Genomic DNA, 14,956 nt, shown 5'->3' with positions numbered 1-14,956 from the left:
TGGGCGGGGGGGGCGGCGGGGGGGGGGGGGCGGCCCCGCCGCCGGCCGCCCCCTCGGTCACGGCACTTCGAAGATCTCCACGACCACCCCCTGCTGCTGGCCGTAGGTGACCACGTCGTTCAGCGCCCCCTGCTGGGCGCTGGTCATGCCCGGCGGCACGCCGATCTCCAGCCTGCGGGTCTGGACCGCGCTTCCCTCGACGTTCGTGCCGCGCCAATCCCGACCGTTGAAGTTCGCCACGTCACGCACGTACTTCCGGCCGAGACCGCGGATGCTCGACGCCTGCTGGTACGAGGCCAGCGTCGTGTCGATGGACTTGATGCTGGTGGCCGTGCCGGTGGCCGCGTCCCAGCGGTCGATCGTCGGGAAGCTGTTCGGCAGGTTTCCGCCGCGCATGTCCTCGATGGCGATGCCGCGCTCGTTGGCCGGCAGCTTCCAGACGGACGTCGCCGAAGCGGCCTCCGCCCCCGCCGCGAGCCTGCGCAGCATCTGGAACGCGCCGCGGGCCAGGAACGGCAGGCTGGCGACGACCTCGCCGCTCCCGTACATGTCGGAGCCGGTGTCCGCGCCGTGCTCCTCGGCGAACTTGTCGTAGTCCTCCTGGATCGTGACGCAGTCCTGGAACCAGCAGCCGGGACCGACCTCGCCGAAGAACTCCAGGGTGGAGGCGAGCATCCGTCCCATGCCCCACAGGAAGTCGCCGCCGTCGCCGGTCGGCGAGCCCGAACCGGCGGCCAGGCAGGCGTCCTTGACGTGGTAGCCGTACTGGTCGCACTCGCTGCTGCCGCTGGAGCCGGACGACGTCCCGGACGAGTCGCCGCCATAGCAGGTGGCCGCCGGGTAGCAGTGGCCGTCGAGCTCGACGAAGCTGACCGGGTTGCCGCCGGTGAAGGCGTACCGGTTGCCGGTCATCGGGTCGCTGCCCAGGCGCATGTCGGCGAGGGCGCCGTTGTACATGTCGCGGCTGGTGAAGCGGTTCAGTCCGGGGCTGTAGTCCCGGAAGCCCATGTCGTAGGTGCCGGACTGGGCGTCCCAGCGCTTCGCGTTGAAGCGGTAGGGGTTGTAGGACTCCTTCGTGGGGTCGGCGGCGTCGGGCTTGTCGATGCCGGTGAACTCGGAGGTGTCGTCCTTGCCGTAGGCGGTGTAGCCGTACGTGGCGCGGGTGTTTCCGTCGGCCGCGGTCAGCGTCTCGACGTCGGTGTGGCTGTTGTAGCCGTAGTAGCTGTCCTCGGTCGTGCCGTCCGTGTTGTGCTTGATCTGCGAGAGACGCTCGCCCCACGGGCTGTACTGGTACGACTTCGTCAGCCGGCCCGCCTCCGCCTCACCGAGGATCTCGCCGGACAGGCCGAGGTAGGTGAAGTCGGTGGTCTTGGCGCCGACCGTCTTGCTGACGGTGCGGTCCAGCGGGTCGAAGGCGTACTTCGTGACCTCCTGGCCGCCGGTCTCGGTCAGCTTGCTGCTCTCGACGACGTGGTCGAACCCGTCGTAGACGTTGCGCGAGACGACCTCGCCGCCGCCGGTCACCGACTCCTGGCGGCCGAACGGGTCGTAGTTGTACGTCGCCGTCGTCCCGCCGGAGGTCGCCTTCAGCAGCCGGTTGCGGTCGTAGGTGAACGTCGTGGACGTTCCCTTGACCGTCTGGCTGATGACGTTGGCGTTGTCGTCGTGGACGTATGTCTCGGTGCCCGCGCCGGTGCCGGTCTTCACCGAGGAGGCCAGCCGGTCGGCCGGGTCGTAGGTGAAGTCGGTGGTGGAGGAGAGGTACGCCGCGTGGTTGTCGGCGTTCATCTTCTTCGCCACGTCCCGCGCCTTGTTGCCGTTGGCGTCGTAGGCGTAGGTGTGCTCGGCGACGAGGGTGCCGTCGGCCTTCTTCTCGACGGAGGTCTTGATCTCGCCGTCGAGGAAGTAGGTGTAGTCGACGGTGTTCCGGTTGGCCTTGGTCTCCCGCAGCTTCTGGCCGCGGTCGGTGTAGGTGTAGCCGGTGACCTTGGGCGAGGCGTCCGCGGCGTCCTTGCCGACGGACACCGACTTGACCAGTTCGCGCAGGTCGTAGGTGTACTTGTTGAACTGGTCGGGGTGGGTGACCGTGTCCGGCTGGCCGTTGGCGTCGTAGACGTAGGTCGTGGACCGCTTCTCCTGGCCGGCCAGCGCCTCGGTGATCTTCTGGACCTGGTTGAGGCCCGTGTAGGTCATCGTGTAGGCGTCGATCTTCGTGCCGGACGAGGTGTCGTCGATCGACGTGAGGTTGCCGTTGAGGTCGTAGGCGTAGGTGAAGGTCCGCTTCTCGGTGTCGGTGTCGCCGGAGTTGTCCCGGACGAGCTTGACGCCGTCGGCGACGACCGCTCCCGCGCTGTTCTGGAACAGCTGGAGCTTGGCCGCGTTGCCCTGGGTGAAAGCGAACGAGCCGAGGCTGACCCAGGTGCCGGCGGCGGCGTTCTGGTCGCGGGTGACGTCCGTCTTGGTGCCGTCGGACTTGGTGACCGTGTACTTCGCGGCCGTGGCGGCCCCGGTGACCTTCGGGTACTTGACGTAGGCGGTGTAGGTGCCGTTCTTCGGGATGTTGAGGGTCCAGGTGAAGGCGTCCGTGCCCGTGCCGGCGGCGTGGACCTGGTGGTCGTAGCCCTGCTGGCCGGTGAGCGAACCCTTGGTCCAGGTGCCCGTGGCGGAGATGTTCTGGGTGTCCGAGTTGTCGACGAGCACCACCGCGCTGCCGACCGGCACACCGCTGTCGGTACGGGTCTTGAGCTTCCCGTCCGGGTAGAAGTCCCAGCCCATGGTGCGGCTGGACGATCCACCGGCCGAGGTCAGCGTCCGCGCGGTCTGCTGGCCGAGGTCGTTGTAGCCGTAGGCGGTGACGATGTCCCACGGGTCCGTGGACGACTTGACCCAGCCGTTGTCGAAGTAGCTGTAGCTGGTGTCGTTGCGGACGGTCTGGCCCTCGGAGGGCGGCGCGGAGACCTTGGAGACACGGCCGACCTCGTCGTACGTGGTCTCCGTCCAGACCTTCTTGTTGTAGCGGGCGTCGGCCGGGTCGTACGGCTGGATCTGCCGCGTCGGCCGGTTCAGCGCGTCGTAGACCGTCTCCGAGGTGAAGTCGTCCGCGGCGGCGGTGTCCACGCCGCGCGGCGTGACCACCTTGGTGGCGTTGCCCGCCTGGTCGTACTCGAACTTCGAGGTGCGGTAGGAGATCGGCGAGACGCCGTCGTGCGGCACCTTCATCTCGATCGTCTTGGCGCGCGCGTCGTAGGCGATCAGGGAACGGTTGTTGTCCTGGTCGACCGTGGCGAGGACGAGGGAGTCCTTGTCGTACTCCCGCTTTGCGATCTTGCCGGCCGCGTCGGTGACGGAGACGACCCGGTGGTTCAGGTCGTAGGCCGTCTTCGACGTGAAGTCGTCCGGATCGGCGGTCGCGTTCTTCTTCGGGTCGACGACCTTGGTGGCGTTGCCGACGTTGTCGTACGCGTACGACACGGTGTCGCCGGCCGCGTTGACCGTGGACGTCAGCTGGTAGACGGAGTCGTAGTGGTTGGTGGTCTTGTAGTCGTTCGGGTCGGCGCCGGTCGCCGCGCCCTTGGGCTCGGTCGTGCTCTTGAGGTTGCCGACCTTGTCGTAGGTGTAGAGCGTCCGGCGCTCGGTCTGGGTCGGGGTGTCCTTCGGCGCGGTGGCCTCGACGACCTGGTCGGACTTGTCGTACACGGCCGTCGAGACGGCCCCGTTCGGCGAGGTCGACGTGGTGACGTTGTCGTTGGCGTCGTAGACCGGGGCGGGCGTGGTGATCAGCTCGCCGGCGGCCTGGTCCTTGGGCACGGTGGAGACCAGCGGACGGCCGTACACGTCGTACGTCTGCGTGGTCTTCTTGCCGAGCGCGTCGGTGGACTCCAGCACCTGGCCGCGCTCGTCGTAGAGGAACGTGGCCGACTTCTGCAGCGCGTCGGTGATCTTCGCCGGGTATCCGGTCGGGCCGAAGTCGCTGTTGACGGTGGCGTTTCCGTTGGCGTCGGTCGCCTTGGTCAGCAGACCTTCGGCTGTGTACTCGTACCGCGTGGTGTAGTCGCCGGCCGTGGCGGTCTCGACGCCCTTGGGGTCCGTGACCGAGGTCAGGTTGCCGCGGGTGTCGTAGCCGAACCGCCAGGTGCGGCCCTCGGGGGACTTCTTCTCGAACAGCTCGGCGGTGTGGCCGTTCAGACCGGTCTGGTAGGTGAAGGTGGCCGCGGCGGTGCCGTTCTTGTTGGCCTCGGCGTCCTTCTGCTCCAGCGGGTAGCCGGTCTTCGGGTCGTACGCCCAGGTGCTGACGGCGCCGTTGGCCTCCTCCAGGCGCGTGACGTTGTTGTCCGCGTCCCAGCTCATCTTCGTGGTCTGGTTCGCCGCGTTGGTGATCTGGGTGACCCGGCCGTAGCCGTCGGTCAGATAGGTCCCGGTGTGGTTCTCGGAGTCGGTGACCTTCGTCTCGGTCGTCGAACCGGCGGAGCCGTCGGGGTCGGTGTAGACGAACCCGGTGGTGCCGCCGAGCCGGTCGGTGACGGTCTTGGTCCACCAGTGGAACTTCGGGTCGTCACCGGTCTGCGGGTAGTTGTACGCGAGCTGCGTGGCGTTGCCGCGCGGGTCGGTGACCTTGACCAGCTTGACGTTCTTGTTGCCCTGCGTGGCGTCGTACTCGAAGCCGAACACCTTCGGCTGGGCCGAGCCCACGCCGTCCGTCAGCTTGGTGAGCAGGCCCTTGTCCGAGTACTCGAAGGCGAGCTTGCGGCCCGAGATGTCGGTCATCGACTTGACGTGGTCGATGATCTTCGGGTTGTTGCTGTCGGCCTTGGAGTAGTACTCGACGGTGAGCGACTGCCGGCCGGACGGGTCGGTGATGTACCGGAGGAACTTCACCGGCTTGTTGTTGGACTTGCGCTCCTCGTACGTGTACGTCTGCGTGTTGCCGTTCTTGTCCACGACGGACGTGAGGAAGCCGTCGCAGTCGAAGAAGAACTGCGTGCGGTCCGGCCGGGTCAGCGACCAGGCCTGCGGGTCACCGTCGCTGGACGGCTTGCAGTCGACCCCGGCCTTCTGCTGGAGCAGGTAGTGCACGCCCGCCGGCGCCTTCCAGACGCTGTTGGCCGCGTCCCAGCGGAAGACGTGCGCGGTGCCGTCGCCGTCCGGCAGGGTCACCTCGGTCGGGTGCGGGTTGGGGTGGAAGTCCAGCGCCGCGCCGAGCCGGATCGGACCGGCGGCCTGCGCCGACCAGCCGTGGCCGAGCACCGTGTCGGAGGTGTCGAGCGAGTTGTACGCGAAGCGCACGAAGGTGCCGAGGCCACGACCGGGGTTGGCGAACGCGTTGTACTGCCAGACGCTGTTGCCGGCCGCCGTGTTGTTCATGACGGACGAGCCGGCGCCGGTGTTCTCGCCCGCGTACGAGTAGAACTTCTCCATGCCGAGCTGGTTGGAGGTCGGGTCCTCCACCGCCACGTTCTGCTTCAGGCCGGCGATGCCGTCGGTGGCCGAGAGCCAGGTGCCCGCAGTCTTGTTCCGCAGGTCCCAGGTCAGTACGTAGTCGGTGCGCTTGTTGCCCTCGTCCGAGTTGATCGGCGTCTTGACCTGCGCCTGGACGGTGACGGTCCCGCCGGGCGACACGTCGGCCGGCAGCGCCGTCTCGACCTGGTTGCCGCCGGTGGTGCGGTCGGTGCCGTCGGGCAGGGCCCAGGTGTAGCTGAGGACCCGGTCGGCGGCGCGCCAGACGGAGGCGGTGGTGTTGGTGAGGGTGACCTCGACGTTGTGCGTGTCGCCGGGGATCATCCGGGCGGGGGTCTGCGGCGCGTAGTACGTCGACTCGGTGGTGGAGTCGATGTACGTGACGACGATGCGCGGGCGCAGCCGCTGCTCGGTCGCCTCGGACGACAGGAAGATCGTCCGCTCCGTCTGGACGGCTTCGTTGGCGGTCTTGATCAGCACGCCCTGCTGGGAGGCGGGCGTCGTGACCCAGCCCTGGGCCAGCGAGGTGACGCTCCACTCGTGGCGCGCCGGGTCGTTGGTCACGGCGGAGACGGTGTCGGCCACCGGGGCACCGGTGTCACCGCCGGCGGTGGTCCAGGAGGTGGAGGCGTTCGCCTTGGCCCAGGTCGCGGTGGCCTCGTCGAAGTCCCGGGTGAGCGGGCGCAGTTCGTAGACGGTGCCGGTGGACTGGGTGGTGGTCTGGGTGCCCCAGAGCCGGATGTCCGCGTCGAGGACGCGGGCGGTGGTGGGGATCCCGAGCGCCGGGAACTTCAGCAGGGTGCGGGTCTTGCCGTACGTCGCCGAGTTGTTGCCGACGGTCACCCAGTTCTGCGGGGCGCCGTCCTGGATGGTGTCGTGCGGCAGGGTCGACTCCGTCGAGGACAGGGTGGTGTCCTGGGCGGCCTCGATCACCTTGGTGGTCCGGCCGGCCTTCGGCAGGCGGACCAGCTGGGTGGTCGCGGGCACGACCTGCCCGTCCTTCGTCTTGACCGCGACCATGTAGTAGTAGGCGCGGCCGAACGGGTCGGCGTCGTCGGCGGGGGTCGGCGTCGCCGAGGTGTCCGTGTACGCCGTGGTGCCGGCGGAGAGCGGCGCGACGAGCGTCGACGCGGACGGCGTGAAGGTCTGGTAGACGCTCCGGTGCACCTGGTACTCGACCAGGTCGTCGCCGGTGGCGGCGGACGGGTCGGCGTAGGCGGACCAGGTCAGCTCGGCGCCGGTGTCGTGGATGACCGTGGGCGCGTTCAGCGTCACGCCGGGCCGGCCGTAGGTCAGCACCAGCTTGGGGTAGTTGACGGTCTCGCCGCCGTACCCGAACTCGGACGCCTCGTAGCGAGGGCCGCCCTTGGGCGCGCTCGCGGCCTCGTCGACGGCCTTGATGACGAAGCCGTTGTTGGCCTGGGTGCCGTCGATCCAGGACTGGACGGTGTCCTTGACCGAGAACGAGTGCCACTTGTTGTACGTGTTCGCCGGCATCGAGACGGTGCCGGGCTTGGTGAACCGCACGGCGTCGGCGATCACGGCCGTGGAGGCGGACGCAGGACCGTCGCCGAGGACGACCTTGCCGGCCGTGCCCGCCTTGAACGGGTGCGCGCCCAGCGGCTTCCAGACGCCGCCGGTGCCGGTCTTCTGGTCGACGGTGTACGGCTTGCTGCCGCCGTCGTACGTGATCGTGTACGGGACGGCGGTGGACCGGTCGTCGGCGGGGATCACATGCGCGTCGACCTGGTAGGTGCCGTCCTCCGGCAGCTTGGGCTGCCAGGTGTACGTGTCACCGGCCGTCGTGTCCTTGTTGTACAGGTAGTCGCGGTTGACCGCGTACTGCGTGAACGCCGTGTTGGACGAGGACGGCCAGGCCCCCTGGGCGGCGGTGGTGCCCGCGTCGCCGTCGTCGACCAGGGTGGTCGAGCCGGCGAGCTCGCCGACGAGGCCGCTGGCATTGCTCCAGTTCGCCTGACCGGCGGTCCACGAGGTGGTGGCCCGGTACGCGCCAAGGGTCACCGGGGCGCCCGTGGACACTCCGGTGTGGGTCTGGTCGTAGTAGAGCTGGAGGCGCGCGTCCTCCAGCTTGGTCCCGGCCGGGACGCCCGAGAGCCCGAAGCGGACCAGGGCACGCGTGGCGTTGCCCGCCGAGTCGAGTCCGGCGGACAGTCGCCAGGTGTCGTTGAAGTTGGTGCCGGCCGCGGAGGACAGGATCATCGTGTCCTGCGACTCGGACGGAGTCGGCGCGATCGTGAGGGTCGGGTCGACGGTGACCGGGTACTGCCGCTCGGGCGCGGCCAGCCACTTGGCGTCGGGGGTGACCGTCAGCTTCCAGCCCTTGCCGTCCCGGGTCAGCGTCTGCGCGACCTTGTCGCTGGCGGCGTACCCGTACGGGGAGTCGGCGTCCTTGCGGGAGTCGGTCATGAAGGCCGGCGGGATGACGAGGACGGGATGCTTGGCCTCGCCGTAGAACTCGACGGAGCCGTCCTTGCGGGCCTTGGGGGTCAGGCCGCCGGCGTCGAGGGTGAAGGTGAAGCTCACCGGGCCGGCGGGCCGCCGGGCCAGAAGGATGTTCTCCTTCACCCGGCCGGGACCGACCTGGTACGTCAGGTCCGCGCCGCCGGGCAGGGCGTCCGGGTAGGAGACGACGCTTCCCTTGGCGCCCGGCTTCAGCTTCGCGCCCGCGCCGACCAGGCCGAGCGTGACGGCGTGGCCGTCCTGGGTCTCGTACCGGAGCAGGCGCTTCGGGTCGGAGCCGAACCAGCTGCGGCCGGTGTTCGTGGTGTTGGCGAAGTCGAAGCCCGCACGGTCCGTGGGTGTCACCGCGGGGTCGAGCGTCTTCCAGCTCTTTCCGTCCCGGTACGAGGTGGGGACGACCGACACCTCGGACTGGACGCGCCCGTCGGAGAGCAGCCACGAGCGGGAGTTCGGGGTGCGCCGGGCGGTGAGCTCGGCGACCCGGGTGGCCTTGGCGGCGGTGCGGCCCTTGGGCAGCCGCTCGTTGCGGACGACGCCCTCGGCGGGCAGGACCGGCGGGTCGCCGGGGCGGCCCGACTCCTCCCAGTCCCTGAGTTCGTCGCGCCACTTCTGTTCGTCGAATTTCGGTGGCGCGGAATCCGCGACGGCCGGGGACACCGGCTGTATCAGCGTCCCGGCCATCGCGGCGGCGACGGCTGCTGTGAGCAACCGCCTGGATCGACCATTCACGTGGTATTTCCCTCCGGATTACTGAAATTGGACACTGGGGGTGCCGATTTCAGGCCAGAGGGTTCTAGCCAGCGTGATGACGCCGAGTCAAATCAGGCGACAACTTGGACAGTTGGCGATGAATCGGCGGATCAGTTGCACGGCGGAACGTAGGTGCTCTTGTTCACTATGGTGGTGCCGGCGGAGTTCTTCATCGTGGAGACGGCCCACAGACACACGCCGGACGGGCGGCGGACCGGACCCGCGTAGTACAGGAAGGTGCCGGCGTCGCTGACGCAGCCCGAGTTGTAGCTGTCGCACAGCTTGATGGCCATGTACTTGGACTGGCCGTAGTAGATGCCCTGCGCGACGAGGTTGACGCAGGTGTAGGCGCCCTCGTCGTAGTAGTTGGTCTTGGCTGCCAGACGGCCGGCCGAGTCGTACCAGCTGTTCCAGGCCACCAGGTCGCCGTTGCAGCCGTTGGCGGCCGCCGCCGGCTGCGCGGGCAGCGTCACGACGGAGCCCACCGCCAGGGCGAACACCGCGAAGAACTGAACCAGTCGAGCCCGAATCGTCATCAGAGAACTCCCCTTCGCCAGGCGCTTGCCGCGCCTCTTCTGCATACCGGGGCGGATTTGTAGTCAGTAATTCGACGTGCCGTCAACTCCCCAGACAATTGGGACAGTCGCGGCTTGCCGCAGTTGAATGTCCCGTTTTCTCCGCCGTGTTGCCACCGCTCCTGCGTCTGGTGTAGAACCGGGCGGATTTGCTCCCGCGGTATTGACGTCCGGGGAATGCGCGGCGAGGGAAAGCCTCACTGTGTCGACGAGGGAAACGACCGAGAGCGAAGTGCCGGGAGTCGAAGTACAGGAAGGCGAGGTGCCGGAAGACGAGGTGCCGGAAGACGAGGAGCCGCAAGGCGAAGTGCCCGGGGACGAACGGCCCGAGGACGGGGCGGCCTAGAGCGAACGGCCCGAGGACGAGGTGGCCAAGGGCGAGGCGGCCAAGAGCGAGCAGGTCGAGGACGGGCAAGCGAAGGAGAGGCGGCCAAGGGCCGAGCGGGTCGGGGACGGGCAGGCGAAGGGCGAGCAGGCCGAGAAGGTGGAGCACCGCTCGGACCGGCGCGCCGTGGCCGCCATCGTCGGAGCGCTGCCCCTCGTCACCGGCGGGCTCGTCGGGTACGGCCTCCTCGACTCCGGCGACGAGCCGACGGAACGTGCGGAGGTGACCTACGAGGCACTCGCTCCGGCACGGCCGGCATCAGCCGGCTCGGCGAGGGCAAGGCCGCCCGGGCCGGCAAGCCCGAGGTCGCACAGGCCGCGCCCCGGCCCCGGCGGAAGACGTTGCGCGTACCGCTCGGCATGCAGCCGCTCGTGAGCATCACCCTCGGCGAGGGGGGCGGTCAGGCCGTCTGCAAGCTCGCCGTCGGTGGTGCTCCGGTCGGTGTGCGGCACGTTCGCCTGGCGGCGCTGGTACCGCGGGCTGGATCGGTGAGCAGCCTCTCCTGAAAGGGCACCGGGAGGTGCGGCCACAGCTCCGGGATGAGGGCCGAGGCCCTCACGGTGGCTTCTTCGTCCTCGGCAAGGTGCTCGTACCGCCGGGGCATCTCCCTCTGCGTCGCCATCCGCAGGACCCGTACGTCGGTGTCGCCGGCCCTGAACGCTGGTGGCGGTCGTCGGTGTCCTCAAGCCCGGCAGCTCAGTGGAACTGCGCAGGCCGCACGGTTCTCATTTCGGCCGTCCTGGCATCCGTGCCGTGACGGCGAGGAGCGGTGCGGCGGCCACGAGGAGGGCGAGGGTCGCGTAGCCGTACGTGAGGGTGGAGAGCGTGGCAACCGCCGCGACGAGCATGGGTCCGCCGGCGTCGCCGAGTTCGCGGCCGAGTTCGGCGGAGCCCATGCTCTGGCCGAGGCGTTTCTCGGGTGTGGAGGCCGCGAGGGCGGCGATTCCGAGCGGGGTGATCAAGCCGGTGCCCGGTGCCGGTGAGGGCCTCGGCGAGGAGGACGCCGGTGAGGCCGGGGAGCATGGCCGCCGCCAGTCCGGACCCGTTACGGCGAGGCCGGTGAGGCGTCCCGTACGGGTGGTCAGGCGTCCCGAGTCCAGGGCACGTCCGGCCTTGGGCTGGACGAAGGCGGCGGTCGCCGCGAGGACGGAGACGGCCGCGCCGGTGGCGACGATGCCGAGACCGGCGGCGGCGCCGGAGACGGGCAGGAAGCCGACACCGCCGGAGAGCGCCGCGGTTGCGGCGGCGAGCGCTGCGGTCGGGGCGAGGAAGGAGCGGTCGGCCAGGCGGCGTACGAGGTCGGCCACGGTCTGCCGCTTGCGAGGCAGCGGCGGTACGGAAGGCACGGCGAGCGCCGCCCAGAGGGCGACGGCCGCACCGCACACGGCCATGACGACGAACAGCAGGCGCAGGCCACCGCCGCCCAGTCGGCGGACCGGCAGCGGTGACGTGGCCTGGAGCCGTGACGTGACCTGTGCGACTGCCACGACCAGCTGTTGAGGAAGCCGATCGGCGTCGCTCCCCACCAGACGGTCTGGCCGACTCTCAGCCAGAAAGCTTCCGACGGAGGCCGAGCCATCCCGTGCGCAGTACAGGAAGGCGAAGCAGCGCTGGCAGTTTCCGGGGCAGGCGGTCCGCTGCCTTGGCGTAGCCGATGCCGAAGAGGAGGGCCGTGACCAGCGACAGGGGTTCGGAGATGTCGTCCAGGATCGGATAGATCTGCCAGTGCGTCAGATAGATGGAGAGCGAACTGGCGGCGAGGAGTCCCGCCACCTGGTTGACGCGGTGGTGGCTCGGCAGCGTGGGGAACCACACCAGCAGGACGAACCCGATGAGGACGTACGCCTCGCGCCGGGGTTCGCCGGGGAAGAAGCCGGGGACCGTGGTGAGCGCGGCGACGGTGACGAGCAGGCGATGGGGCGTCGTGCGGGCCTTCGCGGCCGCCCAGCCCAGGGCGAAAAGCCAGAAGACGGTGACCGCGTCGGTGATCTGTGAGCGGTCGGGGAGGCCGACAAGTTCGTAGCGGGTCAGCAGGCCGAGTGCGACGAGGGCGAGGGGAAGACCGTACGGGAAGCGTCGTTCCGCCCGGTCGACCGCGGGCACGGCCAGCAGTGCGAGGGTCGCCAGCAGGATGTAGACGAGTGCTTCCACGAACCACAGGTGGAGACCCGGCCCCATGTCCTGCGGGAAGAGGGCGTTGTGCAGCAGGAGGAGGTTGCTCAGGTCGTAGTCGGCGCCGATGAGGATCGCGAAGGCGGTCCACGCCATGCACGGGAGTGCGACGCGCGCGATGCTCCGCGCCGTACGGCGGACGCGTTCGCGTCGCTCGGCTGAGGTGAGCAGGAAGCGGGCGAAGTTGAAACCGGCCACGGCGAGCAGCAGATGCGCGCCGCCACGGATCTCGAAGAGCCGGACGTGCGAGGCGACGATGCACACGATCGCCACCGCGCGCAGAGCGACGCTGGTCTCCAGGGCCCTTCTTCGTGAGGGGGGTCTACGTTCGGGTGCGCGGAGGGCCCGGATCGGTGTGGTGTGCCAGCTCGCCGGGAGATGGCCGAGGCGCTGTTCGAGGTGGAGTGACATCTCGACGTACGAGAGGGAGTCGCCGCCGAGTCCGACGAACGTGCTGTCAGGTGTCACGTCCGTACGGTCCAGGATTCGCGCGTAGAGGGCGCACAGGTCGTCGCCGTCCGCGTCGCCGGCGAGGGGCTGGTCGACCGGTCGGTCCAGGGCGCGAACGGCCTGGTAGTCGGGCTTGCCCGAGGGCAGGCGGGGAAGGTCCGGCAGGAGGTGGACGTGGACCGCGCGGGCGGGGAGGCCGCACTCGTCCACGACACGCCTTCGGATCCGCCGCTCGTCCCACCCGGGTTTGCGGACGACGGCGAGGGTGAGCCTCTCGTCGTCGCCGGCGCACAGCGCGCTCAGTTCGTTCCGTTCGAGCATCGCCTCGATCTGCTGGGGGTCGATCCGCAGGCCGAGGATCTTCAGGAACCGGCTGCGGCGGCCGACGATCTCGTACAGGCCCTCGTCGGTGCGCCGTGCCAGGTCGCCGGTGCGCAGGGTGTCGACGGTACGGCCGAGGGCGAGGTCGCCGGGGGTGCGGGCGTAGCCCAGCATGACGTTCGGCCCGCTGTAGACGAGTTCGCCGACGCCTTCCCCGAGCGCTTCCTCGACGGGTTCAAGGTGGAATGAGCCGCCGGGGACCGGCACGCCGATCGCTCCAGGTCGTGCGGCGACGAGCTTCGGCGGCAGGTAGGCCATGCGGGCGGTCGCCTCGGTCTGGCCGTACATGACGAAGAGGTCCCAGCCGCGCCGCTGCCCCAGCGCGGCGTAGTGGGCGACCCGTTCGGGGGCGAGGCGTCCGCCGGCCTGGGTGATGTACCGCAGGTGCGGCAGGTCCATCTCGGCGAAGCCGACGCGGTCGAGGAGGTCGAAGGTGTACGGGACCCCGGCGAGGGCGCTGCCGCGGGCGGTGCGGAAGAGGTCCCAGAAGCAGGCGTCGGCCACCGAGAGTTCGGTGAGGACCAGGCCGGCGCCGCGCAGCAGATGGCTGTGGACGACGGACAGACCGTAGCAGTAGTGCATCGGCAGGGTCGTCGCGGCGCGGTCGGCGTCGCGGATCCCGAGGTACGTGGCGATCGACTCGGCGTTTGCCTGGAGGTTGTCGTACGAAAGTCGGACGAGCTTGGGCGATCCGGTCGAACCGGAGGTGCTCAGGAGCAGAGCGAGGTCGGGGTGGAAGTCGTGGGCGGAGCCGCTCCGCCGCTCCTCGATCCGCCACTCGTCGGTGCCTGGGTGGACGACGACGTCGGGGTCGTAGGCGGCGGTCAGTGCTGCCACCGCCTCCGGGTGGTCGCCGGGGACGAGCAGGACCGGGTGGCCCGCCGAGAGCGCGGCCAGGTGGACGACGAGCGCACCGACGGTGTTGGCGCCGGGGAGGAGCACGAGGCGGCGTCCGGGACCGAGCCGTCGGGCGGTGTCCGCGACCCGCCGGGCCAACTCGCCGTAGGAGACCACGCCCTCGGCGGTGACCAGGGCGGTGCGGTCGCCGTGCAGCGCGAGGCCGCGGGCGAGGGGGAGGGTGTGGCCGCCGACGGGCGGGGCGGGTAGGAGCGTCACGGGCGCATCGTAGGTAAGGCTTTCCTAATCGAGAAGAGGGGGAGTCCACACCAGATGCTCATTTGCGGCCGGTCCGTTATCAAAGCCTGGCTTGACCATTAGGTTAGCTTTACCTTATCAATGCCGTATTCACAGGTTCTCCCGGTAGATCACAGCAGGAAGGCACCCCCGTATGCGCCGCCCCTTGGCCCGCACTCTCTCCGCGTTCGCCGCAGCCCTCCTGCTAACCCCAGCGCTCGCCGCGTGCGGCAGCGACGAACCGGCCGGTCTCGTCATCTACTCCGGGCGCAACGAGAACCTCGTGAAGCCGCTCATCGAGAAGCTGGAGAAGCACCTCGGCACCACAGTCGAGGTCCGCTACGGCGACAGCGCCGAGCTCTCCGCGCAGCTGCTCGAGGAGGGCGACAAGACCGAGGCCGGCCTCTTCCTGTCCCAGGACGCGGGCGCCCTCGGAGCGCTCTCCAAGGAGCAGCGCCTCAAGCCGCTCCCGCAGGCCACCCTCGAGAAGGTCGCGCCTGCCTACCGCAGCTCGGCCGGCGACTGGACCGGCGTCAGCGGCCGCGTACGCGTCCTCGGCTACAACCCGGCCCAGGTCCCCACTCCCCCGAACAGCGTCCACGAGCTGGTGAAGCCGGAGTGGAAGGGCAAGATCGGCTTCGTCCCGACCAACGCCTCCTTCCAGGCGTTCGTCACCGGCATGCGCGTTCTCGAGGGCGACGAGGCCGCCCGCACCTGGCTCAAGGGCCTGAAGGCCAACCAGCCCAAGGCGTACGAGAACAACCTCAAGGTCCTGGAGGCCGTCGACAAGGGCGAGGTCTCCCTCGGCCTGATCAACCACTACTACTGGTACGAGCAGGCCGCCGAGAAGGGCGAGGACAAGCTCAAGGCCAGGATCCACTACCTGCCCAAGGGTGACCCGGGCGGCCTCGTCAACGTCGCCGGAGTCGGCATCCTCAAGGGCGCGGACGAGAAGCAGGCCAAGTACACGCAGAAGGCCGTCGACTACCTGCTCTCCTCCGAGGCCCAGACGTACTTCGCCGAGGAGACCAAGGAGTACCCGCTGGCCGCCGGTGTGAAGACCGCCAAGGGCGTGCCGCCGCTGGAGACCCTCCAGCCGCCGAAGATCGACCTCGGCAGGCTCGACTCCCTGAAGGAAACGCTGGCCATGCTCCAGGAAGTCGGACTGGTCTGA

At 69.4% G+C, this 14,956-nt stretch carries 6 protein-coding genes; 2 read left to right on the top strand and 4 right to left on the bottom strand.

Annotated elements, in window-relative coordinates; genetic code table 11:
* Positions 1–57: 57 nt before the first annotated feature.
* Positions 58–8,643, bottom strand: coding sequence for a DNRLRE domain-containing protein (locus ABZ939_RS34130; protein WP_361864010.1), 8,586 nt, complete (start codon positions 8,641–8,643; stop codon positions 58–60).
* Positions 8,644–8,795: 152 nt separating this feature from the next.
* Positions 8,796–9,221: a hypothetical protein gene (locus tag ABZ939_RS34125; RefSeq protein ID WP_361864008.1), complete on the bottom strand. Its 426-nt coding sequence runs from the start codon at positions 9,219–9,221 to the stop codon at positions 8,796–8,798.
* 406 nt (positions 9,222–9,627) lie between these two features.
* On the opposite strand from ABZ939_RS34125, the gene ABZ939_RS34120 reads away from it, so the two are divergent.
* Positions 9,628–10,020, top strand: coding sequence for a hypothetical protein (locus ABZ939_RS34120; RefSeq protein WP_361864006.1), 393 nt, complete (start codon positions 9,628–9,630; stop codon positions 10,018–10,020).
* A 350-nt stretch (positions 10,021–10,370) separates the two neighbouring features.
* On the opposite strand, the gene ABZ939_RS34115 is transcribed toward ABZ939_RS34120, so the two are convergent.
* Positions 10,371–11,132 carry a hypothetical protein gene (locus ABZ939_RS34115; RefSeq protein WP_361864004.1) on the bottom strand — a complete coding sequence of 254 codons (762 nt, stop codon included), beginning with the start codon at positions 11,130–11,132 and terminating at the stop codon, positions 10,371–10,373.
* Between the two features lie 58 nt (positions 11,133–11,190).
* A complete protein-coding gene (locus tag ABZ939_RS34110) occupies positions 11,191–13,764 on the bottom strand; it encodes an AMP-binding protein (protein ID WP_361864002.1) in 2,574 nt (857 codons plus the stop codon).
* Between the two features lie 172 nt (positions 13,765–13,936).
* Here ABZ939_RS34110 and ABZ939_RS34105 point away from each other — a divergent pair, with 172 nt between their 5' ends.
* Positions 13,937–14,956 carry an iron ABC transporter substrate-binding protein gene (locus tag ABZ939_RS34105; RefSeq protein WP_361864000.1) on the top strand — a complete coding sequence of 340 codons (1,020 nt, stop codon included), beginning with the start codon at positions 13,937–13,939 and terminating at the stop codon, positions 14,954–14,956.

The sequence above is a fragment of the Streptomyces sp. NPDC046712 genome, from assembly GCF_040645695.1.
In the GTDB taxonomy this organism is placed as follows: Bacteria; Actinomycetota; Actinomycetes; order Streptomycetales; family Streptomycetaceae; genus Streptomyces.
Note: the sequence above shows the minus strand (reverse complement) of the source record. Positions and strands in the feature narration are given on the sequence as shown.

What these genes read in the sequence shown, in the direction of transcription:
- ABZ939_RS34125 (WP_361864008.1), bottom strand. Translation starts at nt 9,221, where the DNA reads ATGACGATTCGGGCTCGACTGGTTCAGTTCTTCGCGGTGTTCGCCCTG.
- ABZ939_RS34105 (WP_361864000.1), top strand. Translation starts at nt 13,937, where the DNA reads ATGCGCCGCCCCTTGGCCCGCACTCTCTCCGCGTTCGCCGCAGCCCTC.